The following is a 25,053-nucleotide window of genomic DNA, read 5'->3' on the forward strand; positions in this document are numbered from 1 at the left end:
GGATTTTTAATTATTTAGCGCTCAACTCTAGCTCATCTGTTTGCTGATTTATATTGAATTTAAATCGCGATAAAAAGTTCATCCCTAGCAAACCTTGTCCGCGTGTGTTTTCAATGCTTAGCACTTCAAAGCCATAAATAATTTGCGAGCCCACTTTAAACGATTCAATTTGATAACGTTTTACAACAATTTGACCATTCGCTGTATTTATTGTTATATCGCCTAAATATAAAGGCTGTGGCGAAATTTGCTCAATTATACTTGTAGGTAGTGAGGTTACGCTTGCGCCTGTATCAATCATTAGTTCGGTCGATAGATTATTATTTATTTCGGTGTTTATTAAGTAATGCGCGCCGTAAGGCGTTAAAGCAACAAAGTCGTCTTGCGATTGTGCTTTATTGATCATAGCTTGCAGTGTTTGCACTTGGCTTTTTAGATTGTGCTGGTTTGGCATTCGATCAAGGGTTGCTTGTGCACTAATTAAATCGCCTTGCTGAAAGTAGGCGTACGCAAGCGGATATAAAAACTGCGCGTTATCGCTTTTATAATCAAGCCAAATTTGTGTTTGCTCAATAATAGCTTGCCAATTTTGTTGCTCAGTTAACGTGTGTAATTCGTTTTGAGTGAGCGTATTTAAGCGTGTATTTACGTTGTTTTGCTGATCAGCAGGTAGTAATGAATTCAGCTCAAATAAAGCAATAATGGCGTTTTGTGTTTGCTCACTATTTATTAAATACTCAACCTGTAAATTAAGTAATTCTACGTTATAAGGGCTGTTATTTAATAGCGCATTGAGAAATGATTCGCTGAGTAATAAATTGCTATTTAGCCATGTTTTAAGCTGTATCAGCCACGATGAATAAAGTTTTTTTGCACTTTCTGGATTGCTGTTTTTGAGTTGTTGATAGCTACTAAGTGCGACTTCAAATTGGTGTTGTTTAAATTGCTGCTTTGCCGTATTTAGTAACGTATCTTGTTGTTTAGGCGATATGCTTTGCTGGGCACTTTGCGTTTTTTGTGGTGTAGTTAACGCAGGCTGCGGCCATAATAAATAAGCGTTAAGGCTAAGCGAGCCAATTAATAGCAAGGTGATTAGCTTGGTATAGTGGCTCATTGTGACCTCTTATTTTTAATAGGTTATACCAATTTTATTAAAACATGATCATTTTATCGCATTAAATAACTCACTAACTGCGTTAAAAATTATTCATATAGAACAACTATATGTCACAATTTTCGCCTTGTTATTGTGCTATTTTCTTAGCGCTATAATAGAACACTTATTTAATGCAATTGGTATTATTTAATAAAGTGCGTTAAGGCATGAATATTGGCTATTTCAATATCGGCCAGCCCTTTATAAGCATAATTGGCACCTTGATCGTTTAACCATACCGATTGGCAACCGGCATTATTTGCGCCTTGTACGTCGGTATCTAGGCTATCACCAATATGTAAAATATCGCTTTTAGCAACGTTTAAATGTGTGGCTGCTTTATCAAATAAGGTGCTGTGAGGTTTTGCTTTACCGTGCATACCTGCTTGCAGTACGAGTTCAAATTTATCGTGTAAGTTAAAGCGTTCAATTTCAACATTACCATTAGTAATTGCAACAAGCGTAAAGTGCTGGGCTAGGTTATCTAGTAAGTTAAGTACGTCATCGCTTACTACTATGTTGCTGCGCGCGTCGGCAAAGGCGTTATAGGCGGCATTTGCATGGCGCTCTACTTCATCTGCGGTAAACCCAAGTTTAGAAAGCGCTAAACGTAGGGTGTGTTTGCGCCATTTAGTTACATCATCCGCGAGATCTGGGTTTTGTATTACGGCAAGTTCTCGGCATAGTTGCCAGTACTTTGGACCTTGCTCTTGATAGCCCCGTAGTGCGTTTAAATAATTTTGTTGGGCTTTAACGGCTGCTTTTATAATAGGGTGATTGCTGTATAGCGTGTCGTCTAAATCAAAGCTCATGACAGAAAATGGCTTAATAGCACGATTAAATCGGATCATATTTATTTTCCTAATCAGTTCGTTTTTTTGCGCGAGGGTGAGTGTTGTCGTACACCTTGGCTAAATGCTGAAAATCTAAATGTGTATATACTTGTGTAGCCGACAAACTGCTGTGCCCTAGTAATTCTTGCACGGCGCGTAAATCACCAGATGATTCTAAAATATGTGACGCAAACGAGTGGCGCAGCTTATGCGGGTGAACCTGCGAGCTAATGCCTTGTTTTATTCCCCACTCTTGCATACGCAGGCGCACTTGGCGAATCGAAATACGATTTTTTTGGCTACTTAAAAATACTGCTATTTCATCGGGCTTTGCAAACTGAGGGCGTATTGTGAGCCATTTTTTTAATGCATCTAACGCTTTTTTGCCCACCGGAATTAATCGCTCTTTATTGCCTTTACCACGCACTAAAATTTCGCCATTGGCAGCACTAATATCTTGCATGTTAGCGCCAACTAACTCACTTATACGCAGCCCTGATGAATACATAAGCTCCATCATTGCTTTATCTCTAATTGCGAGAGGCTCGTCGTCGGGTATTTCGAGCAAGCGTGCCATTTGATCCACATCGAGATTTTTAGGTAGGGGCTTTGCAAACTTAGGACCTTTTATACCCACCGCCGGATTATGGTAATGCGATTGCTCGGCAATATTTTTTGCTTTTAAAAACTTATACAAACTACGAATGCAGCTGAGCTTTAAACTAATAGTACGCCCACTTAATTGTTTTGAGCGTAGTGCCATGCTGTAGCGGCGAATATGCTCGCCTTGCACGCCAAACCAGTCATCACATAATTTGCTAAAATAAAGGGCTGCAAAGCCAAGCTGGCTTACATATTGATTAACGGTGTGCGCTGAATATTGTTTTTCAAACTTTAAATAATCGCTAAATAGCGTTATGGGTGTACGCCAACTGTCGCTTAACTGGGTAATATTAGGCGCATCGTCACTCATGCTAGTTTTTGCAACCGCAGGTGTAATGCGTTTATAAAGTCGAGTACAAACAGATTATCTTGAGCGGGCTCAAAATGGTTTACGTTACTGCTACCAAACGCCAAAATAGCGATAGGGTGCTTGGTGTCGCCAATTAAATAAATAGCGACGGATTGTGTATCTTCACTAAATAATAATTCGCGCTCTTGCTGATTAATACGCCCTAAATAATGCCCAGAATGGGTAAGGCGATGTGAAATAAGCTCGTCGTACTCGGGATTATATTTTACTAATTTGCAGTCGCTAACATCTTCACTTGAGCATATTATATTACGCAGATTATTTGCAAGAGTGTCAAAATCGTCATGATTCCAAAGCTGGCGATGGCACTGGCTAAACAAGCGATATACGAGCTCGTTTTGCGTTGCATGCTTGCTCATAGCATCTATTTGGTTTTTTAAAAGCGTGTTGTGCTCGCGTAATTGGCGTTGCTGAATATGTACCAGCGACGTTGCACCTTGAGCTTGCTGTTGCAGCTCAAGTTGTGCGAGTAGCTCCGGGTGTTGAACCAAAAAATCAGGATGTTGATGTAAGTAATCAATAACCTGTTCTTTACTTAGCTCGCTCATAGCGCTACTTGCCCGTCGAACACATGCTCTGCGGGGCCAGTCATGCGTACTGGGTGACCTTCGCCACTCCAACGTACTTGTAAGCTACCGCCTGGTAAATCTACTTGAACGGTTGTTGATAATTTATTTTGCATGTGACCAATAACCATTGCTGCACACGCACCTGTGCCACAGGCTAGGGTTTCGTTAACGCCTCGCTCCCACACTCTTAATTTAATGTGTTCATGCGATACAACTTGCATAAAGCCAATGTTCGCTTTTTGCGGAAAACGTTCGTGGTTTTCAAGTAATGGACCCAATATATCAACTTGCGCGGTAGTTACGTCGTCAACTTCTAGCACGCAATGCGGGTTACCCATAGATACCGCGCCACTAAATACAGTGTGTTCTTCGGTTCTAATAATATAAGTAAGCTCACGCTTGCTCGCTTTTAAAGGGATTTTACTTGGCTCAAAATTTGGATGACCCATGTTAACCGTTACTTGACCGTCTTTTTCTATGTAGAGCGTTAAGTTGCCCGACTTGGTCGACACAGTAATTTTATGCTTGTTAGTAAGGCCCTTCATACGTACAAAGCGGGCAAAACAGCGTGCGCCGTTACCGCATTGTTCTACTTCGGTACCATCGGCATTAAATATTCGATAATGAAAGTCGAGATCAGGAGAGTATGGCGCTTCAACCATTAGCAATTGGTCAAAGCCAATGCCAAAATGGCGATCTGCCAGTTTTTTGATTTGATCTCGCGACAAAAAAACATTTTGTGTAATGTTATCAATCACAACAAAGTCGTTGCCTAAGCCGTGCATTTTGGAAAAATTAACTAACATAGCGCTCTAATTCGGTTTTGCTCTGTGCTAATCATGCCACAGAGCAGCTAGTAGACAAAAACGTTTATGGTAAAACTTTCTCACCTTGATAAAGGCTTTCAATAGTTTCGCGTTCACGAATAAGATGGTGCTGCTGACCATCTACCATTATTTCTGCAACACGCGGGCGCGAGTTGTAGTTTGAACTCATGGTAAAGCCATATGCACCAGCACTTCGCTGTGCGAGTAAGTCGCCTTGTTTAAGCGCTAGTTCACGATCTTTTCCTAAAAAGTCGCCGGTTTCGCACACCGGACCCACAATATCAAAGTTGTGAGTAGGTGTTTCGTCGTCGCGAACTGATACCGGAATGATTTTCTGCCACGCTTGATAAAGCGCAGGGCGAAGCATGTCGTTCATACCTGCATCTACAATGGCAAAAAATTTGTCTTGGTTTTGTTTAATAAATTCAACTTGAGTAACTAAAATACCTGCGTTAGCTGCAATAGCGCGCCCTGGTTCAAAAATTAGTTCAAGGTGTTTATAGTTAGCTAAGCGCTCGGTAACTTGCGCTGCATATTCACTTGGGTGTGGTGGTTGCTCATTGTTATATGGCACGCCTAAACCGCCACCAATATCTAAGTGAGTTAGCTCAATACCGTTGGTTTTTAGCTCATCAATAAGCGCCATGAGTTTATCAAGGGCTTCTAAAAATGGTCTTACTTCAGTTAATTGAGAGCCAATATGGCAATCAACACCAATAATTTTTAAACCAGGTAAAGCCGCTGCTTGTTGATAAACACTTACAGCAGTTTGTATATCAATACCAAATTTATTTTCTTTTAAACCAGTAGAAATATACGGATGTGTTTTTGCATCTATGTCGGGGTTTACGCGAATAGAAATAGGCGCTTCTAAGTTAAGCTCGCAAGCCACTTCAGAAATACGCTCAAGCTCAGAGGCTGATTCAACGTTAAAGCATTTAATCCCCAATTTTAATGCGTACGCTATTTCGTCTGCTGTTTTAGCCACGCCCGAAAAAACCACTTTAGAAGCATCGCCTCCCGCTTTAATTACACGCGCAAGTTCGCCTTTGGATACAATATCAAAACCCGATCCTAGGCGCGCTAATATATTAAGCACGGCAATATTTGAGTTTGCTTTTACGGCGTAACACACCAAGCTTTTATGATTTTTAGTGGCGTTAGCAAACGCTAAATAATGGCGCTCAAATGTAGCGCGCGAGTACACATAACACGGCGTACCGTATTGCTGCGCTATGCTTGCCACACTGACGTCTTCGGCAAATAATTGGTTGTTTTTGTAGTTAAAATAATCCATTTATTGCTCCTGACTTTGCGATATTTTGGCTTGCTCAGCGGTAGTGGCTGGCTGAGCTGTATTTTGAGGTTGGTTTTGCTCTGTTTGTTGCTCTGGTAAATATAACGGACCGCTTTGTCCGCAGCCAGCTAAGGCGCTTAACAGTACAGTGCTTATTAATAGTTTTTTTAATTGTAAGGTATGTGTCGCTTTCATTAGATTAATACGGTTGCTGGCTTTATAATCGCAGAGTAACAGAATATCTAAAAAATGCAGCTATTCGCGGATGATTTTATTCCTGTTACACTAGGACTTGTTTATCTCTCGAGGTTGAATTTGCGCTGCCCGTTGGGTTCGTCCTAGGAACGATTTACTCTTTGTTGCTCGGTTTTAACTTAGTCCACTAGGTTACAAACCTCGCGCCGCGATTAAATCGCCCCTAGATAGAACAAATTTCAATCCTGAAAGGTTAACAGGCCCTAGCTGCACATTTTTAAAGCTAATTCAAAGCTAAAACGTACCCAATATTAGGCGGCTCGCCTGCAAAGGAAATAACAATGACTGAACACGAATATCACCAATTAGCCGAAGCTCTTATGTTCACTATTGAAGAGCAGGTTGATGATTGCGAAGCTGATTTAGATTACGAATCGGCACAAGGTATTTTAGAAATAATTTTTCCTGATAAAAGTAAAATAGTGATTAACAAGCAAGCACCTCTTCACCAAGTATGGGTTGCGACTAAGTTTAACGGACATCATTTTGAAATGCGTGATGGGTTATGGATTGATAACCGTTCTGGCGCTGAATTTTGGGCGTTTATAAATGAAGCCTCAACTCGCCAAGCAGGCCAAGAAGTTAAGTGGCAATCATCACTATGAGTTTAGAATTTGTAGAATATGCAGCCCAAAGTGAGCACAAAGCAACGGTTATTTGGTTACATGGTTTAGGTGACTCTGGGGATGGTTTTGCGCCAGTAGCTCCGCAGCTTAATTTACCAAGTGAGCTTGGTATACGGTTTGTTTTTCCGCATGCGCCAGTACAACCGGTCACCATAAATGGTGGCATGGAAATGCGCTCTTGGTACGATATTAAATCTATAGAATTAGATAAGCGTGCCGATGAACAAGGCGTAAGGGATTCGGCTGCAAAGGTAGAAGAGTTAATTAATAAAGAAATTGCTAATGGCATACCTGCTAATAAAATAATTTTAGCTGGTTTTTCTCAAGGTGGTGTTGTGTCTCTGCATTTAGCACCGCGCTTTGAGCAAAAGCTTGGGGGTGTTATGGCGCTTTCTACTTATATGTGTGTGCCGCAAAAATTTGCTGATGAAGCAAAGCATACTGATTTAAACGTATTTATGGCTCATGGTAGCCAAGATAACGTTGTACCGCATAGTGCGGGAAGAAGTGCGTTTGAAGTATTAACAGCACATAACATGGATGTAAGCTGGCAAGAATATCCAATGGCCCACCAAGTTTGCGCAGAAGAATTGCAAGCTATTCGCCAATGGTTAATTGCTCGTTTAAGCTAATTTTGGAACCGCTGAGGTCAATATGAGTCAAAAAATAGTTATTAAAGCAAATGTTAAACGCGAACTACAAGAGAGTGTACCAACGGTAAGCTACGAGTGGAATTGGCGTCGTATTGTGAGTATTGCTATGTTGGTATTAATGACCTCTGCAGCAGTTGTGTATGGCTTAACAACGTCAGCCAGTGCTGAGCAAGGTGAGCATCCAAATGAGCAGGAGCAATTTTTAAGCTTTAGCAGTAACGCTCAAAACCAGGCAAGCGTTGAAGTAACGGATGTTGAGCCTGAATCATCAGTAAACACTACCCCTAATGAGCCTGCAGAGGTAATGCAAGCTCGGATTGAACCGTTGTCAGCTGAGCAAAATGAGGCTCAACTAAGCATTTCAAGTAATACATCTGATGAAGCTGAGCTTGTAAATAATCCCCCTGTTTTATTGGCTAACAACGATAGTGTTACTGAACAAAGCGAAAGCATTAATACAGAGTTAAACTCAAACCTTGATAATGATGTGCAAGAAGAAACCGCAGAAGCTCAAAACGTAGCTGAGCTAGCCAGTCAAAGCGACTTACTTTTAGAGTTAGAAAGTGATGATGGCGCATTGAGTGGCACTGAAGGTTTTTCGCCGACAGCACAAGTGGCAAGTGTGGCTTTGGGCGCGCAAATAGACACGGGTAAAATTAGCCGTGCGGTACTTACTCGTAAAGTAAGTAAGCGTGAGCCCACTAATGTGTTTGCTGCTGATATTAGATTAAGTCAGTTTGATGAAGGCGTATCGTTTTTTAGTGAGATTAAAAATCTTCAAGGCCAGCAAGTTAAGCATGTTTGGTCGTTTGAAGGTGAAACTATGGCTGAAATTACACTTAATGTTACTTCGCCTCGCTACAGAACGTACTCAACAAAAAATATCATGGACACACAAACAGGCCATTGGCGTGTTGATGTAGTTGATGAGCAAGGCAATTTAATTGCCCAAAAAGAGTTTAGAATTTTAGCTGACTAAAACTAGCTAAACGCAGTAATTAATTGGATACCCCTATGACAGAAAAAACAAAATTAGTACGCATCGCAACGCGCAAAAGCGCCTTAGCACTTTGGCAGGCCGAATTTGTAAAAGCAGAGCTTGAGCGTTTTCATGCAGATGTGCGCGTAGAATTAGTCCCAATGTCGACGCAAGGGGATATAATTTTAGATACGCCATTGGCTAAAATTGGCGGTAAAGGCTTATTTGTTAAAGAGCTAGAGCAAGCTATGTTAGATGGCCGAGCTGATATTGCCGTGCATTCTATGAAGGACGTGCCAGTAGAGTTCCCAGAAGGATTAGAGCTGTATACTATTTGTGAGCGTGAAGATCCGCGTGATGCGTTTGTATCAAACAATTTTGCAAATTTAAACGAGCTACCACAGGGCGCCATTGTGGGTACTTCGAGCTTACGCCGCCAGTGCCAAATTAAAGCACTTCGCCCTGATTTAGATATTCGTGATTTGCGCGGTAATGTAAATACGCGTTTAGGTAAATTAGATGATGGCCAATACGATGCTATTATTTTAGCGGCAGCGGGGCTTATTCGTTTAAAAATGAGTAAGCGTATTGCTGACTACATTGAGCCAGAAGTGTCATTACCGGCAAATGGTCAAGGCGCTGTAGGTATTGAATGTCGTATTGATGATGAAGTAACAAAAGCATTACTTGCACCACTTGAGCATACCCAAACACGTATTCGCGTAAATGCAGAGCGTTCGATGAACCGCTATTTAGAAGGTGGTTGCCAAGTTCCTATTGGTGCTTATGCATTAGTTGATGGCGAGCAGGTACATTTGCGTGGTTTAGTGGGTGCTGTTGATGGCAGCGAAATTTTACGTGACGAAGTAACAGGTCATGTAAATGACGCAGAAGAACTAGGTATTGAGCTTGCTAAAAAATTACTAGCTCAAGGCGCAGACAAAATATTAGCTGAAGTTTATAGAGACGCATAAATGACACATATTCTGATAACTCGGCCCGAAGGAAAAGGCGCAGCCCTTGCACAGCAACTTGAGCAAGCGGGTTATCAGGCGTCTTTATTTCCGGTATTAAAAATAACGCATTTAACACCCTCCAGCACTGAACTTAGTCCGCTGTTAAATGCAGATAAAATAATATTTATATCGCAAGATGCAGTCAGTGCACTTTCGCAATTAAAACCCGATATAAACACCAAAGCGCAGTTTTATGCGGTTGGACAACAAACAGCCGACATTATATATGAGCAATTTGGTGTGCGCGCAGCAGTACCAAAGCAGTATGATTCAGAAGGGTTGCTTGCGCTCAAATCACTCGCCGAGGTTGATGGCAGTAATATAGTGTTAGTTAAGGGGCAAGGTGGCCGCCCTGAGTTAGCTAAAACGCTAAAAGAGCGCGGTGCTTTTTTAAATAATTGTGTTGTGTACAAACGTGAACCCACAGAAAGTATTACCCCTAACTGGACAGACCACTGGAAAAGCCAGAATGTACACGGTATAGTCATAACAAGTAATGCAGCAGTTGATGCTATATTTAAAAGCCTTACTGCACACCAACTACAATGGTTACAACAGTGCCGATTTTATGTTGCAAGCGAGCGGATAGCCGCTTATTTAAAGTTGCAACAGGTAAGTTCGGCTAATATACACATTGCAGCAGGGGCTAGCGATAATGCTATGTTTACCTGCATAAATCAGCAAGGTAGCAACATGAGCGAACAGTCAAAGCCAGTTACGGCAGAAAAAGCCACATCAACAATAGCTAACCCGGCCTCAGCTAAATCAGCTAAGCAAGAGCCAGCAGCTACAAAAAATACGACAGAAAAAAACAAACAAAAGGTAAGTAAGGTTGCAGCACTTGCGCTTCTTATTTCGTTAATTGTGGCCTCTGGTGTTGGATACGAGTTTTATCAAAAATTAAATGCTGGTAAGGTGCAAAACCTAGCCGTTAATGAGTTAAGCGAGAAAAATAAGTTACTCGTTCAAGAGCTGCAAGCACTTAAATCGGCGCAATCTAATTTGCAGCAAGCGCTGTTTAATAGTGAGAAAAAAGTAGCCGCAACCTTAAGTGAAAGTGCAGCTCAAAATCAGCAAGAGCTAAAAGCAGCCCTGCAAAAAGCGCAGCAACAAGGCTCGTCTTTAAACCCACAAGAAGTAACCAGCTTACAGCGTATGGCTGAATTTAAACTATGGGCTGAAAAAGATTACCAAGGCACTAGTGCTGTTTTAAAGCGCTTAGATGCATTACTTAGCGAACACCCAGGAACAGTTGAAGTTCGCCAAGCTATTATGCAAGACATACAAACACTTGATAGCCTTAAACCTATAGCAACAGAGGCTATTTATTTACAGCTAAACAGTGCACTTAATAGCGTTGATAATTTAGTTTTTAATGCGGTTAACTTGCCAGAAGAAGCGGCTGCAATAGATGAAAATGCTTTAAGTGATGACGTGAGTGATTGGCAGCAAAACCTGAGTAATAGCTGGAATAAAATTGTGGATAGCTTTATTACTATTCGCCAGCACGAAGGTGTTTCCATTGAGCCATTACTTACAGATCAAGAGCGCCATTTAATTAATCAACGAATCAAGCTTAATATAACTCAGGCACAAGATGCACTTATGAGTAAGCAGGCGAGTATTTTCTTTAGCGCCTTAAGTGAAGCAAAACGTTTAGTTGGTGAGTACTTTAAGCAAGACGATGATGCAACCAAAACGGTACTTAAAGCGTTGTCTAAACTCGAAAAAGAGCAGCTTAATTTTAATCCAAAAATAACCTTAAATAGCACACAAAAGGTTAAGGAGTGGGCGCAATGATAGGGCTAATTATTTTAATTGTAGCTATTGTTGTTGTACTAGCGGTTACTCCATTTGTGCTAGATGAAAAAGGTTATGTACTTATTTCATTTAACAATACGACGATAGAAGGCACGATAGTATCGTTTTGTATAATGGCAGTCATTACCGCTGTTGTTTTATATTTAACATATAAGCTAATCCGCTACTTATTATCGATTTATCATAATACTAAACATGGCTTTTTTGCACGTAGCCAAGAGCGCAAACAAGTAGCTATTGAGCAGGCTCTGTGGAGTGCTATTAATGATGATTATGAGCATGTAGAGCAGGCTCTATCGGGTAATAGCGTACCAGATAAGTTTGAAGATATTCGCTTAGCATTACTTGCAAAAGCAGCGCTTGCTAATAATCAAACAGATAAAGCACTTGAGCGTTTATTTGAAATAAGCCCAGAGCATCAATTAAAAGTAGCAAAGCTATGGTTGGCAAGTGGCGACAGTAGCGCGATTGAATCACAAATGCGTATTAGCGCAGAAGCTAAAAAAGCCACCGCACTTGAGTTAAAACTTTATGCAGAAGTATTAGTACAGCAACAACACTTTAGTGCGCTGGAAGATTTTTTGCCGCGTTTATTACGCAAAAAAGCACTTACTGATGCACAGTGGACGCAGTTATTTAGTGCCTACTTTAATGCGTTAGATGCAGACAAACTGAGTGAAAAATATAAACAGCTACCGAAAAAGCTGCAAGCTCATGCCCACACCGCATATTTAATGCAAATGGCGCAAGCAGGTCAATTGGCTGCTATTGAAAGTGACTTAATTAAAATGGTTAAGCACAATGAGCAACACTTAGAGCTTGCCAATATATTAAGTAAAGCAACAGCAGCCGATGCGCCTAAGTTGCAAATAAACATACAAGAACGCCTTAAAAAGGATGATTCAAATAATTCACTATTACTTGCGCTGGCTTGCCTTGCTAATGCTAAAGGTGATTATGACTTAGCAGCTAGAATTTTTGATAAAGCACTGAATAGTGATAATAAAAAACAGTTCTCTGAACAAGCTGTTTTAAGTTATAAAAATAGTGCACAAGCAGAAAAGGCGCTCGTTTTATATCAATAAATGACTACACTATAACTACTTAGCATTTTTTGTAGTTCAGGAGCACAAGCATTGAGAAAGTTTTTAATATTAACCCTTAGCTTGGCTTGTGCTTACTTTTTTACTGGGTATTTTAGCAACTCACTTCTTTCTGTAGATGGCTATGCGGTCGCCTCTTGGCCACCCTCAGGAATTGCTTTAGCGAGCTTTTTAATTTGGGGACGTAAGTCATTTATTGGCCTTATTCTTGGTGCTTTCTGTACTAACTTAATTCATCTTGATAACACCGTAGATATTCTTCATTTTAATGTGCTTTTACAAGCTATTTGCGTCACTTTAGCCTCTGTTTTACAGGCTTGGATTGGTCGTCAAATTATAGTAAATGTTATAAAGGCTCCACTAGATTTATCTTCTTTAAAACACAGTGTGCAGAGCTTAATAGTAGCAGGACCAATATGCTGTGTTATTGCTGCAGGTGTGGGAACTAGTTTATTAGCATTGAATAATGTGATCCCTACGCATGCTATTTTTGATAGCTTTATAGCATGGTGGATTGGCGACAGTATCGGTGTACTTATATTTACTCCACTCATGCTCGCAGCCTTTAATTACACGCAAGTACGCCACCGTATGTTGGTAATTTTACCTTCACTATTAATTTATATACTAATCAGCGTTAGTTTTTATGGCGCTGCCAGTGTTAAAAAAGAAAAAGACATTCAAAAGCAAGAAGCCAAAATACTTACTGTGCAAAATGCTATAAGCCAGAAGCTCGATGGTATTACTGCTCACTTAGGATTGTTAGCTACATTTTTTGCTAGTAGTAATGACGTGGATTTCAAAGAGTTTAAACAATTTACTTCAAAGCAGTTGGACTATAGCCAAGAAATTTTAGCATTTGAATGGATACCTTATGTACCAGCAAATAAACTCGCAGATTTTGAAACACATGAAAATACAGCCACAGGCAAACCTTTATATATAAAAGAAAAGTCACTTGATGGAGGTTGGCAACCTGCAGGTACTCGTAGTAATTACTTTCCTGTAAAATATGTATATCCCTTAAAAGATAATGAAGGTGTTTTAGGGTTTGATTTAGCTTCTAGTAAAGTAAGAGGTGCAGCGCTTAGCAAAGCGAAAGAGCTTAATGAACTTGCACTAAGTGAGCCAATTAACTTGGTCCAAAATACAGCTGAAGACGGTGTACTCTTTTTATATCCTGTTTTTGGAGAGTCGTCTACCGAAGATGATTTTCAAGGTTTTGTGGCAGCGATTGTCAGTCTGAAACGCTTATCGCAAACACTATTATTTGATCACAACAACTCAATTTCAGTCAGTTTTTTTGATACAACGATACCAGGGAAAAAGCAGGCAATTTATATTGCCGATACCGATAACTCGCAAACGCTGTTTAAAGAATATCAATTGTTGATTGGCAAACGCATGTGGCAGGTCGAGTTATATGAACCAATAGTTAGAACGTCTTGGTTAATGTATTGGCTTGCACAAATAGTAGGTATGTTGTTTGTGTGGTTACTGATTACATTTTTGATTTCAGTTACAGGTACAAACATACAAATTCGCGAACAAGTGGCTAAGCAAACGCATACATTACGCAAAGAAAAACAAAAAGCAGATGAAGCGAGTCATATTAAAGGGCAGTTTTTAGCAAACATGAGTCACGAAGTCCGCACCCCTATTAACGGTATAAAAGGGCTGCATTATTTAGCGCTGCAACAGAATGATTGGCAACAAGCAAGGAGTTACATTGAACAAGCAGATGGAGCACTGGGTGTTTTACTGCGGGTATTAAACGATGTGCTCGACTTTTCAAAAATGGAAGCAGGCAAGCTAGACTTAATGCAAGAGCCTATTAACGTAGCGAGTTTAGCGGATGAAATGCTTAATTTACTTCAGTTTGAAGCTGACATTAAATCAATAAAGTTAAGTCTCGATTTTGATAAAACATCAAATTTGGTCATTAATACCGATCCAATCCGCTTAAAACAAGTGCTGCTGAATCTGCTCAATAATGCGGTTAAATTTACAGGGGAAGGTGAGATCACTCTGAAAATTTGGCAGTCGAAAAAAATGACTTACTTTAGTATTAACGATACGGGTATTGGTATTAGTAGCGAAGCACAAAAACAATTGTTTAAACCGTTTGCGCAAGCCGATAGCTCAACCTCACGTCAATATGGTGGTACAGGCTTAGGGTTAAGTATTTGCAGAAAGTTGGTTGAGTTAATGGGTGGTGCAATTGATTTAGTCAGTTATGAAGGTAAAGGTTCTACATTTACATTTAGTTTGCCGCTTATATCGCCTTTACCAAAGGCAGAGCAAATTCAACAGCAATACGACGAAATAGATGTAAGTACCTTATCATTCGCAAACTATAAGTTACTTTTAGTCGAAGATAACCCACTTAACCAGCATGTTGCCAGTGCCATTTTAAAAACAAAAGGGTGTATTGCTGACATTGCTAATGATGGTTTTGAAGCCATAGAAAAGCTAACCGAAAATAGCTACGACATTGTTCTTATGGATATTCAGATGCCAAAAATGGATGGACTCCAAGCAACAAAAGTAATTCGTTGTGATTTAGGGTTAATTGATTTACCCATAATAGGGCTATCGGCGAACGCCCATGATGATGACGTTAAAAAGGCATTAGCCTCTGGAATGAATAGTTATATTACCAAACCTATTGATGCAAATACGCTTTTTAAAACTCTTTGGCATTATTTATCAAATAAATAAGTAACGTTATTTTTTGCACAAAAAGCAGACATATGACCGCTTAAACTTAACGCAAACCATATAGACTTGAAAAATAACTATATCTGCGTATCATGCGCGCAAATTTAACTAAACTGGGTTGCTATTATGATCAATAGAAAATTACCTTTGCTAGATATTCACCGTCATTTAGATGGTAATGTACGTGCGCAAACCATATTAGAACTTGGTCGTCAGTTTAATATAGAGTTACCTGCAGATAACGTTGAGGCATTAATTCCTCATGTTCAAGTTATTGACCCTGAGCCAAACCTTATGGCTTTTTTACAAAAGTTAGATTGGGGTGTCACTGTACTTGGCGACTACGATGCGTGTAGACGCATAGCGATTGAAAACATTGAAGATGCACAAGCACAAGGCCTTGATTATGTAGAGCTTCGATTTAGCCCTTACTACATGGCACAAAGCCAAGGTTTACACCCAGAAGGGGTTGTAGAGGCGGTTGTTGATGGTATTAAATCAGCAACAAAGGATGCAAATATAAAAGCTAACTTGATTGGTATTTTATCGCGTACTTATGGCGTAAAAACATGTCAAAAAGAGCTTGATGCTTTACTCGCATTTAAAAATGATTTAGTTGCTGTTGATTTAGCCGGTGACGAAATTGGCTTTCCTGGTGAGTTGTTTGTAGAGCACTTTAAACAAGTACGAAATGCTTATTTAGCTTCGACTATTCATGCTGGAGAGGCACTCGGTGCTCCAAGTATTTGGCAAGCAATTAATGAGCTAGGTGCAAGCCGAATAGGGCATGGAGTTAAAGCTATTGAAGATCCAAAACTAATGGATTACTTACGCGATAACCGTATTGGCATTGAGTCGTGCTTAACAAGTAATATTCAAACCAGTACAGTAAACGATTTAGCTAAGCACCCACTTAAACAGTTTTTAGATCACGGTATTTTAGCGTGTATTAATACTGATGACCCTGCGGTTGAAGGCATTGAAATTGAGTACGAATATACCGTTGCAGCACCTAAAGCTGGCTTATCTCAAGCTGATATGGAAAAAGCCCAAAAAAATGCATTAGAAATAGCATTTTTAAGCGATGGCGATAAAAAAGAACTTTCAGCAATCGTTAGCGCACGTTAATTTAAGAATATTAAAAATGCCGCTTTATATAAGCGGCATTTTTGTATTTGTAATGTCAGTTTAATTAACGCGTTTGGCAACTTATATAATTATCGTAAAGTGCTTTAAGTACGTCAGCTCGGCTGATCATGCCGATTACTTTAACACCCTCTACAACAGGGTAGTTTTTTGGTTTACCGGGCTGCATTTGCTCTGCAAGCTCAATAATATTGGTATCGCCGCTAACGGTCACTACCTTTGTTTGCATAAGTTGCGATACTTTAACCATCCCATCACAAAAATAACTGCTTTGCGTAAGTGGTTTTAATAGTTCTTGCTCAGATATAAATCCGACTAGGCATTTATCTTTATCAAATACTGGTGCGCCAAGTAGTTTAAATTTTTGTAGTTCTGCTATGGCTGTCGTCATTTCTGTATCTGGTGTGATATTTGGCAACTTGCGTTGCATAAAATCTTTTACTTTTGTATTTAGCATTTGGGTCTCTCCCGCTGATGTTCTATACAAAGTATGGTTTATAGATAGGGATTTAGGAAATTGTTTATGTTGATGAGATTGATAGGTTTTAACTATTAAGTATTTGTTGTTATATAAAATAAAAGCACCGATTAGGTGCCTTTATTCATAACTGAAAGTTAATTTCAATTATTTGATAAATGCGAATGCATCTGCGTACATGTTTTCACGAATTGCACCATGAGTAATAAAGTCATCACGGACAATACCTATCATGTCAAAACGACCGGCCATATAAATATCGTATGGTTCAAGTGATACAATATCTTGCATTACCGCTTTATGTACATAGCCAGTGTGACCTTGCCAATTAGCAGATGGATTTTCTACCACAGGGATAAACTCAAAGTTTTTGTGGCTATCGGCCCATGTTTGCATTTCTGTATGTGCGTATAAAGCTGACTCTTCTTTTACACCCCAGTAAAATAATACAGGACGGTCGCACTTAATTTCAGCTAAGTGATCAGCCATTGATTTTGCGTATGAAAAACCAGTGCCACCGGCAAGTAAAATAATAGGGCGCTCACATTGCAGGCGCAACTGTGAAATACCCAAGCCAGCTTCAATGTCTACTAACTGCCCAGTGGTATGGGCGTTTCGTAAATGTTCCAGCGATTGCATTGCATACGAATCGGCACCTGACGCGCCAATATGCAGTTCTATTGCATCGCACTGTGAAGGGCGACTAGCTATAGAAAAAGCACGTTTGTCTTTTTCGCCCAATACGAGTTGCATGTATTGGCCAGCTTCAAAGGTCACAGGTTGTTGTGGCTTTAAAATTACTTTGTGAACAAATTCTGTAAGTGGGCTGATAGCTACAACTTCAGCTTTTAATGTTTGCATTTTTTACCTTTTAGCAGCGCTTTAAACAGCAGATACGCAATCGAATGACTCGATTCTAGCATATCTGCAGGGTTATTTTATAGCCTGTTATGTACTTACATATAAACACTTAAAGAATATTAAGGCTTTCCCAAATATCATCTACGCGGTCTTTGGTGTCTTTATCCATAACAATAGGCTCGCCCCATTCGCGGGTGGTTTCGCCAGGCCATTTATTGGTGGCATCCATTCCCATTTTTGAACCAAGGCCTGAGACTGGCGATGCAAAATCGAGATAATCAATAGGTGTGTTTTCTATTAATGTTGTATCGCGAGCAGGATCCATTCGGGTTGTTATAGCCCAAATAACATCTTCCCAATCACGGGCATTAATATCGTCATCGCACACAATTACAAACTTGGTATACATAAACTGACGTAAGAACGACCAAACTCCCATCATCACGCGCTTGGCATGGCCAGGATATTGTTTTTTCATTGTTACAATCGCCATACGGTACGAGCACCCTTCAGGCGGCAGATAAAAGTCGACGATTTCAGGAAATTGCTTTTGTAATATCGGCACAAACACTTCATTAAGTGCTACACCTAAAATTGCAGGCTCATCAGGCGGACGGCCAGTAAATGTGCTGTGATAAATAGGATCTTTACGATGCGTTAAGTGAGTTACCGTCATTACTGGAAAGTCATCTACTTCATTATAGTAACCGGTATGGTCACCATAAGGGCCTTCTGGCGCCATTTCACCTGGCATAATGTAACCTTCAAGTACTATTTCTGCACTGGCAGGGACTTGTAGGTCATTTGAAATAGATTTTACAACTTCGGTTCTGCTGCCACGTAATAAACCAGCAAATGCATATTCGCTTAATGTGTCGGGTACTGGCGTTACTGCACCTAATATAGTAGCTGGATCGGCACCTAGTGCTACCGATACAGGGTAAGGTTGCCCTGGGTTTTCTTTACACCATTCCTGAAAATCAAGCGCGCCACCACGATGCGACAACCAACGCATAATTATTTTATTTTTGCCTAATAATTGCTGGCGATAAATACCTAAATTTTGGCGCTTTTTATAAGGCCCTTTAGTAACTGTAAGGCCCCAAGTAATTAATGGCGCTGCATCACCTGGCCAGCAATGCTGAATAGGTAATTTAGTTAAATCTACATCATCACCTTCTAAAACTACTTGTTGGCAAGGCGCTTTTTTAACTTCTTTTGCAGGCATATTAAGCACTTGCTTAAAAATAGGTATAGCGCCTAGAGCTTCTTTAATACCCTTTGGTGGATCAGGTTCTTTTAAAAAAGCGAGTAGCTTACCCACTTCGCGAAGCTCGCTAACATCTGTTTGGCCCATGCCCATTGCTACGCGTTTTGGTGTACCAAATAGGTTGGTAAGCACCGGCATATCGTAGCCTTTTGGATTTTCGAATAATAACGCAGGGCCTTTTGCACGCAATGTGCGATCAGATATTTCGGTCATTTCAAGATACGGGTCGATTTCTTGGGTGATACGTTTAAGTTCGCCTTTTTTTTCAAGCAAATCGATAAAATCACGTAGATCTTTATATTTCATTGTGGGCCGCTATTAAGCAAAAGAGTTAAAGTATTATACCCATTTCATGCAAGCCAAGTCATTACTTGCACTTAAAACTTAAAGCGCTCTACGGCACTTGTTAAGGAGTGTGCAAGTTGATTTACGTCTTCACTTTCGCTTGCTAGGGTTGTCGCGTTTTTGGCATTCAAGGTTGCTTGCTCTGTCACCTTGGCCATTATTTGTTGAATGTCGTTACTGTTAGTCAATTGCTCATGTGATGCATGAGCAATCTGCTCACTCATCTGATTAACAGACGACAATGTGCTTTTAATACGCTCTACGGCTTTATTTAGTTCAGTGCTGTTTTTAACACATTGCTTGGCTTGGTGTTGGCCATCGGTAATGTGTTCTTGAGTTGTTTGAGTGTGCTGTTGCAATGTTTGGATCATGGTGTTTATTTCGCTAGTCGAGGTCTGTGTACGTGCAGCTAATGATCGAACCTCATCAGCAACTACAGCAAACCCGCGTCCGTTTTCACCCGCTCGCGCTGCTTCAATTGCAGCATTGAGTGCCAATAAGTTGGTCTGCTCGGCAATGCTGCTAATTGTTTCAACAATGGCTTCAATAAGCTGAGTGTGTTGGGCTAGTTCCTCCGTGCTGCCTACTGCTTTATCAAGGCGCTGTAATAAAGTTTCTATACTTAGACTATTTTTATTAGCAATCTTGTTTACGTCATTGGCAAATTGCGATGCATTGGTTATTTCACTTGATGTTTTATCTGCTTGTTCATAAACCGCTTGTGAGTTGGTTAGCATATTTTGTGCAAGCGATGTTGCCTGCGCGCTTCGCTCCAACTGCTGTTGTGCAACAACTGTCATTTGCTGACCTTTTTCACTGGTTTTAATAGCGCTGCGGTCTAGTTCATGGGCGTCACTACTAATTGCGCCAATTAACTGGGTAAGGTCTTCACTGAGTTTATTTATGTTATTTAGCAAAGTACCAAATTCATCTTTACTGCGCGGATGGCTTCGCTTTGATAAATCACCTGAGGCGATTCGGGCTAAATCGCGGTTTACTTTTTTAAGCGGTTTTAGCATTGCGCGAGTTGTAAAAATAGAGATAGCGATAATCAATATAATTAAAACAAGCGTAATAATTACTACAGAACTAATCCCAGTATTTATGGCGGCCTTTGCATTAGTTTGTAAGGCATTAAAGCGCTCATCAGCCAGTTTATTAAGTTCAATAAGCTGACCTTCTGTTGTTATAAATTGCTGTTGAAAGTGTTCAAAATTTTGAGCCGCAGCAATAGTACTTTTGAGTACTTTATTTTGTTGGGCATAAATTCCTGTATTGTTGTTAAGTAACTCTCTTAATTGATTAAACTTAGTCGTTAAATTTTTAGCATTAAACGCATTATTAAAGGGTAGCGCTTGTTGCTCTAAATAGGTGAAATTAGGTTGGATGTTATCTAGTAGAAATAGAGTATCTTGCTGATGACTATTTAAATCATTGATACTTGTAGTTTGAGTAATGCTTTTTATATTATTGCTTAAGTTAAACAATAAATCATCTATACGGGTCGCTGTTCCAAACATAGCATTAAGTAGCACCTGCTGTTTTGCAGGCACTTCTAAAAGTTCTATATCAAGTAAGTTAGAACTTAAATTGTAAAGTTGCTCGTTAAACGTTGCTGATAATTCTATGGTGGAATTTTGCGCTACAAACTTACTCTCTTTAGCACTAAACATTGCGACACTTACTTTAGTCAGTTGCTCAAAGCCTTCGTTGGTACTGGCGAGTAAATTTTGCATTGTTATTTGTTGATTTAGTTGAGTGCTTAACGAATTGAGCATATCGCTAAATTGTTGTTGCTCAGCTTGCGCCTGTTTTTTATTTTGTTGAAGTAAATCAAGGTTTGCTTGGCTGTAAGCTAAGGCATTAAATTTGGTAATAGACAGTAATGATAGCCTTAAATCTTTACTGAACTGTTGTACCGGAACTGCTAATTTTTCGGTTCGGGTATTGTTAACGCTAATTTTGTTTAATGACCAATAAAAAAACACACTACTTGTTAGCACCAATAAACCAATGGCTGTAAAAGCTAAAATTATTTTATGTTTGATCGCAATTGAACGCATAACTTCATCACAATAATGGGTCTTTAATTATTGTAGCATTGCTGTAATTTATTGGTTAGTTTTGTGTTAAACCTTGATGCACTGTCTTTTTTTACCAGCAATGATTAGCATGGCCTCATTTCCCTTACCCCAAAACAGTACCTCTTCACTTATATATTTATTCCCTGATGCACTTTTTTCGTGATTAAGTACATGCACTTTATTGTTAAAGATAAGTTCGGCTTCAGAATTATTAATGATATTGAGTTTTACGCTCTCATCATCGCATTGGTAAGCAGTACTGGTTTGTAAATCACTACATGCGGTTAAGCTTAGTAAAATAGCGATTAATGCTAAATATACTTTCATTTTTCCTCCCATCTTCTTTAAAAGTTAGTTAAAACACAGGGCAAAATTTTAATCTAATGTAAGAATAACAAAGCAAAATTAACCGTTGGTGAAAGTAGCGCTTTACGTTATGTTTATAGCAATATTTTTTGAGCTCGGAAGCTTTATGGCAGGCACTAACCTTTTAACGTTATTAGACGATATAACCACTTTACTTGATGACATTGCGACAATGAGTAAGGTAGCAACAAAAAAAACAGCGGGTGTATTAGGCGATGACTTAGCACTCAATGCACAGCAGGTTACAGGTGTTGCAGCAGAGCGTGAATTACCGGTTGTTTGGGCTGTGGCAAAGGGCTCATTTTTAAATAAAGCGATACTCGTACCCGCCGCTTTATTAATAAGCGTATGGCTGCCTTGGTTAATAACACCACTGTTAATGATTGGTGGTTTATTTTTATGTTTTGAAGGAGCCGAAAAAGTATTTGCTAGGTTTTTACCTCATCACAATGAAGCGATAGATGAAGATGAAAAATTAGATTTAGTTGAGTACGAAAAACAAAAAATAAAAGGGGCAATAAGAACCGACTTTATTCTTTCTGCCGAAATTATTGTGATTACTTTAGGCACAGTGGCTGGCGCTACATTACTCAACCAAGCTTTAGTGCTTTGTGTTATCGCAATTATAATGACCATTGGTGTTTATGGCTTAGTTGCAGGTATTGTAAAACTGGATGATGCAGGACTTTATTTACTCAACCAATCTAAAGTGTCAGCTAATAAATTTAAAGAGTTACTAGGCAAAGGTTTGTTAGCAGCAGCGCCTAGATTAATGCAGTTTTTAGCATTTGCGGGCACTATTGCGATGTTTTTAGTAGGTGGGGGGATTTTAGTGCATGGTGTTGAGTTACTGCATCACACGCAGATAGATGTAACGAGCTATGCTCAGTCTGTTGCTGGCGGCACAGGAGAAGTATTAGCGCCTCTATTATTTGATGGTTTGCTAGGCGTTATTGCCGGCTTAATTGTTGTGCTTATACATGTAAGTTATACAAAGTTATTTAAAAAATAATTTAAAGCTGGTGTAGTTAGTTCATACACCAGCATAAACTTTAATCTAATCCACTTATTCGCAGTTAGCTATTTTACAAAGCGATTCCAATTCAAATTGTGCTTTAGTATTTTTTTGCTCAATGGCTTTTTTATACCAATAAATAGCCTGTTGATAATTTTGAGCTATTCCCTGACCATCACGATACATTTGCGCTAAATTTAATTGTCCCCATTGAGAACCCGATTCAGCAGCTAGCTTAAAGCTATCAAATGCTTCAAAAAATAACTTATCTTTAAAATAAATTATGCCTTGTTGGTTGTTTTTATCGAGCTTTAAGCCTTTATATAAAGGTTTAGGTTTGGGAGGAAACATCACAAACCCGCCATAAAGGCTGTTGGCATAAGGGCGTAATACGTCGTAAATAGCTTCGTCTTTATACAAACGCTTTACTTCATCACGAGGGAGGGTGATTGTTTTAGTGGAGAAGAAATTGTCTTGAATTAGTTGGCTAGTACGCATTGCCAAAGTAATACTGTTGTTACGTTTATAACTGTAGTTACTTATCTGAAAGGTAATAAATTGTTCGTCAAAATTTATGACTTGAGCAATTCTTAAATTAGTTAGGGTCCAAGGTTCGTGTGTAAATTTGTCGGCATGTATTAAGTAGGTGTCGTATATTTTAGGGCTATTTAAATAAGATTGCTTTTGGATTTCGGTATTAAGATGTTGTTGATAAAAAAACAAAACAATCCAGAGCAATAAAAATACGCCAATAAAGTATTTAGGCAGGCTTAGTTTTTCTATTAACGGTAGTTGCGTTATTTTAACAGGTTCGTTTTTTCCGCATTGATAGCATTCGCGTTTGTAATTTAATTTTAAAGCGAGCATAGGTAAAATGCTAAATCGTAAATAGCGGCTTTTATTTACTAAATGGTAGGCGTCGCTTTGACAATGAGGGCAGCGTATTATTGGTGCAAAATGTGGAAATGATTCACTCGTGTTAAAAAGCAACATAAAGCACGCTCCTTGTTTTAATTATTTAAAGGTAAAACAAGTAGCGTGTTAGTTAAAGCTACAAACTGTAAGTAATTATGTCTGTTATTACTTATTTTGAGCTTTTGGTTTGATTGTTGTTTTTGCATCAGCAGCCATTAACGCAAACACAGCGTATGCAGCGGTGTTTTGACGTAGCTTAGCGGGTGTTACTTTATCAAGCGTATCGTCAGCTGTATGGTGGTAATCAAAGTAATCTGTTCCATCTTGAGCAAGTTCAAAAATAGGCGCTGACGTTGCTGCTTTAAGTGGAATTAGGTCAGGGCCACCATTCGCTTGGTTTTTACCAATATACTCAATATTTAATGGCGCAAGCTCTTTTGCTATAGCGCGTACTACAGGAAGCGAAGCGGCATCTACATTTGATTCAAAAGCATATACTACATCGGCGCCAAAATCAGACTCAGCGGCTGCAACAATATTGTTTAATTCGTTTTTATGCTCTGAAAAATAAGCTTTTGCTCCCCAAAGGCCCAGTTCTTCAGCCGCAAAAAGTACTACGCGAATACTGCGTTTTGTGCGCTTTACATCGCTAATATGTTTAGCAGCTGCCATTGTTAATGCAACGCCTGCACCGTCATCTAATGCGCCAGTTCCTAAGTCCCAAGAATCTAAATGCCCGCCAATTAATACATATTGCTCAGGGTTTTCGGTACCATTAAATTGGCCAATAACGTTATAACCAGTGCCTTCACCTAGATTTTCGGTTTGCACGTTAATATTTACCGACACGTCTTTATTTAAAGCAATAAGTCGTGCAATTTGATCTGCATCTGGGTTAGCAATTGTTACGTTAGGTATTTTTGTAACACCTTCTTTGTAGTAACTACCGCCAGTGTGTGCAAAACGATGATGACCGGTACTTACCGAGCGCATCATGTAGGCAACAGCCCCTTTTTTAGATGCTTCTATAGCGCCTGTACCACGTGCTTTTACAGCAGGTCCGTAACCATTCCCGTCTATATCGCGGTTCATACGGTAATTAATATACGCAATTTTACCTTTTAAACTGTTTGCCGGTGCGGCTTTTAATTCATCAAGTGTTTCGAATAATACAACAGGCGCTGTGATCCCATCTTTTGGCGTGCTTATACTGTTACCTAATGCAGTTAAGTGCAGTGGTTGCTCGCTTGGTGTTAGTATTTTTCCGCTTTCGCTATAACGGCGCCATTCAGGAAAAGTTGCTTCTTCAAGCCATACTTTATCAAAACCAAGCTCATTAAATTTAGCTTTAGCCCATGCAACCGCTTTTTTATCGTTTTCAGTGCCGGGTAAGCGAGGGCCAACTTCAGTTGTTAATGACTCTAGTAATTTATAGCTTAAATCACTATTTAGAGCAGAGGTGCGTACTTCGTCTACTTGTTGTAATTGCTTTTGGGTAAATTCGGCGCTGTTAGCGTTTGCAGCCATACTGCTAGTAAGCAGTAATGCGGTAATGATTTTTTTCATTTGGGTAAGCCTTTTTAATAATTAACACTATTAAAGCATGTAATAAACGCTATAAAAAATAGATGAGATGAATAGGCGTTGTAATGGGTTTAATACTGTTAGGTATAAATGTTTAGAT

Annotated in this window: 23 protein-coding genes; 9 read left to right on the top strand and 14 right to left on the bottom strand. The window is 39.5% G+C overall.

Annotated elements, in window-relative coordinates; all coding sequences use genetic code 11:
* Positions 1 to 10: 10 nt before the first annotated feature.
* The 7 genes from GQR38_RS14830 to GQR38_RS14860 form a co-directional block, all read right to left on the bottom strand.
* The gene (locus GQR38_RS14830; protein ID WP_165722703.1) at positions 11 to 1,114 is read right to left on the bottom strand and encodes a retroviral-like aspartic protease family protein; all 1,104 of its coding nucleotides are present in this window, start codon (positions 1,112 to 1,114) and stop codon (positions 11 to 13) included.
* 185 nt (positions 1,115 to 1,299) lie between these two features.
* Positions 1,300 to 2,007, bottom strand: coding sequence for an HAD-IA family hydrolase (locus GQR38_RS14835; RefSeq protein WP_165722704.1), 708 nt, complete (start codon positions 2,005 to 2,007; stop codon positions 1,300 to 1,302).
* Between the two features lie 10 nt (positions 2,008 to 2,017).
* Positions 2,018 to 2,962, bottom strand: a complete 945-nt coding sequence (locus GQR38_RS14840) for a tyrosine recombinase XerC (protein ID WP_165722705.1) — start codon at positions 2,960 to 2,962, stop codon at positions 2,018 to 2,020.
* Positions 2,959 to 3,570, bottom strand: coding sequence for a DUF484 family protein (locus GQR38_RS14845; protein WP_165722706.1), 612 nt, complete (start codon positions 3,568 to 3,570; stop codon positions 2,959 to 2,961). The genes GQR38_RS14840 and GQR38_RS14845 overlap by 4 nt, the downstream gene beginning before the upstream one ends.
* A complete protein-coding gene (gene dapF / locus GQR38_RS14850) occupies positions 3,567 to 4,397 on the bottom strand; it encodes a diaminopimelate epimerase (RefSeq protein ID WP_007580548.1) in 831 nt (276 codons plus the stop codon). The genes GQR38_RS14845 and dapF overlap by 4 nt, the downstream gene beginning before the upstream one ends.
* Before the next feature lie 64 nt (positions 4,398 to 4,461).
* Positions 4,462 to 5,715 carry a diaminopimelate decarboxylase gene (lysA, locus tag GQR38_RS14855; RefSeq protein ID WP_024589650.1) on the bottom strand — a complete coding sequence of 418 codons (1,254 nt, stop codon included), beginning with the start codon at positions 5,713 to 5,715 and terminating at the stop codon, positions 4,462 to 4,464.
* Entirely contained in the window at positions 5,716 to 5,910 is a 195-nt protein-coding gene (locus GQR38_RS14860; RefSeq protein ID WP_024592613.1) for a lipoprotein, read from the bottom strand.
* 341 nt (positions 5,911 to 6,251) lie between these two features.
* Here GQR38_RS14860 and cyaY point away from each other — a divergent pair, with 341 nt between their 5' ends.
* The 8 genes from cyaY to add all read left to right on the top strand — a co-directional run bounded on the left by cyaY (position 6,252) and on the right by add (position 16,017).
* Positions 6,252 to 6,575: an iron donor protein CyaY gene (gene cyaY / locus GQR38_RS14865; RefSeq protein WP_002960979.1), complete on the top strand. Its 324-nt coding sequence runs from the start codon at positions 6,252 to 6,254 to the stop codon at positions 6,573 to 6,575.
* Positions 6,572 to 7,228, top strand: a complete 657-nt coding sequence (locus tag GQR38_RS14870) for a dienelactone hydrolase family protein (protein WP_007580555.1) — start codon at positions 6,572 to 6,574, stop codon at positions 7,226 to 7,228. The genes cyaY and GQR38_RS14870 overlap by 4 nt, the downstream gene beginning before the upstream one ends.
* A gap of 22 nt (positions 7,229 to 7,250) precedes the next feature.
* Entirely contained in the window at positions 7,251 to 8,228 is a 978-nt protein-coding gene (locus tag GQR38_RS14875; RefSeq protein ID WP_165722707.1) for a DUF2914 domain-containing protein, read from the top strand.
* Positions 8,229 to 8,263: 35 nt separating this feature from the next.
* Entirely contained in the window at positions 8,264 to 9,202 is a 939-nt protein-coding gene (gene hemC / locus GQR38_RS14880) for a hydroxymethylbilane synthase (protein ID WP_010554568.1), read from the top strand.
* Positions 9,203 to 11,044: a uroporphyrinogen-III C-methyltransferase gene (locus GQR38_RS14885; RefSeq protein ID WP_165722708.1), complete on the top strand. Its 1,842-nt coding sequence runs from the start codon at positions 9,203 to 9,205 to the stop codon at positions 11,042 to 11,044.
* The gene (locus GQR38_RS14890; RefSeq protein WP_010554570.1) at positions 11,041 to 12,150 is read left to right on the top strand and encodes a heme biosynthesis HemY N-terminal domain-containing protein; all 1,110 of its coding nucleotides are present in this window, start codon (positions 11,041 to 11,043) and stop codon (positions 12,148 to 12,150) included. Before GQR38_RS14885 ends, GQR38_RS14890 begins: the two co-directional genes overlap by 4 nt.
* A 51-nt stretch (positions 12,151 to 12,201) precedes the next feature.
* Positions 12,202 to 14,889, top strand: a complete 2,688-nt coding sequence (locus GQR38_RS14895) for a CHASE domain-containing protein (protein ID WP_165722709.1) — start codon at positions 12,202 to 12,204, stop codon at positions 14,887 to 14,889.
* A gap of 126 nt (positions 14,890 to 15,015) precedes the next feature.
* Entirely contained in the window at positions 15,016 to 16,017 is a 1,002-nt protein-coding gene (gene add, locus GQR38_RS14900; RefSeq protein ID WP_024592609.1) for an adenosine deaminase, read from the top strand.
* Positions 16,018 to 16,081: 64 nt separating this feature from the next.
* Here the strand turns inward: add and GQR38_RS14905 are convergent, their stop codons facing one another.
* The 5 genes from GQR38_RS14905 to GQR38_RS14925 form a co-directional block, all read right to left on the bottom strand.
* On the bottom strand, positions 16,082 to 16,492 hold the full coding sequence (locus GQR38_RS14905) for a CBS domain-containing protein (RefSeq protein WP_024592608.1): 411 nt from the start codon (positions 16,490 to 16,492) through the stop codon (positions 16,082 to 16,084).
* A gap of 168 nt (positions 16,493 to 16,660) precedes the next feature.
* Positions 16,661 to 17,374 (bottom strand): NAD(P)H-flavin reductase, encoded by a 714-nt coding sequence (gene fre, locus GQR38_RS14910; RefSeq protein WP_024589658.1) that lies wholly within the window; start codon positions 17,372 to 17,374, stop codon positions 16,661 to 16,663.
* A gap of 109 nt (positions 17,375 to 17,483) precedes the next feature.
* Positions 17,484 to 18,950 (bottom strand): 4-hydroxy-3-polyprenylbenzoate decarboxylase, encoded by a 1,467-nt coding sequence (gene ubiD, locus GQR38_RS14915; protein ID WP_007580574.1) that lies wholly within the window; start codon positions 18,948 to 18,950, stop codon positions 17,484 to 17,486.
* Between the two features lie 71 nt (positions 18,951 to 19,021).
* Positions 19,022 to 21,052, bottom strand: a complete 2,031-nt coding sequence (locus GQR38_RS14920; RefSeq protein WP_165722710.1) for a methyl-accepting chemotaxis protein — start codon at positions 21,050 to 21,052, stop codon at positions 19,022 to 19,024.
* A 66-nt stretch (positions 21,053 to 21,118) separates the two neighbouring features.
* A complete protein-coding gene (locus tag GQR38_RS14925; protein ID WP_007580576.1) occupies positions 21,119 to 21,400 on the bottom strand; it encodes an MliC family protein in 282 nt (93 codons plus the stop codon).
* Between the two features lie 145 nt (positions 21,401 to 21,545).
* On the opposite strand from GQR38_RS14925, the gene GQR38_RS14930 reads away from it, so the two are divergent.
* A complete protein-coding gene (locus GQR38_RS14930; protein WP_165722711.1) occupies positions 21,546 to 22,451 on the top strand; it encodes a DUF808 domain-containing protein in 906 nt (301 codons plus the stop codon).
* A 54-nt stretch (positions 22,452 to 22,505) separates the two neighbouring features.
* Here GQR38_RS14930 and GQR38_RS14935 read toward each other — a convergent pair whose 3' ends face one another.
* Positions 22,506 to 23,447 carry a tetratricopeptide repeat protein gene (locus tag GQR38_RS14935; RefSeq protein WP_165722712.1) on the bottom strand — a complete coding sequence of 314 codons (942 nt, stop codon included), beginning with the start codon at positions 23,445 to 23,447 and terminating at the stop codon, positions 22,506 to 22,508.
* Positions 23,448 to 23,534: 87 nt separating this feature from the next.
* Positions 23,535 to 24,935 carry a M20/M25/M40 family metallo-hydrolase gene (locus tag GQR38_RS14940; protein ID WP_165722713.1) on the bottom strand — a complete coding sequence of 467 codons (1,401 nt, stop codon included), beginning with the start codon at positions 24,933 to 24,935 and terminating at the stop codon, positions 23,535 to 23,537.
* Positions 24,936 to 25,053: the final 118 nt, after the last annotated feature.

Origin of the sequence: Pseudoalteromonas sp. c7(2019) (assembly GCF_011378625.1) — a bacterium.
GTDB classification, from domain to species: Bacteria; Pseudomonadota; Gammaproteobacteria; order Enterobacterales; family Alteromonadaceae; genus Pseudoalteromonas; species Pseudoalteromonas arctica.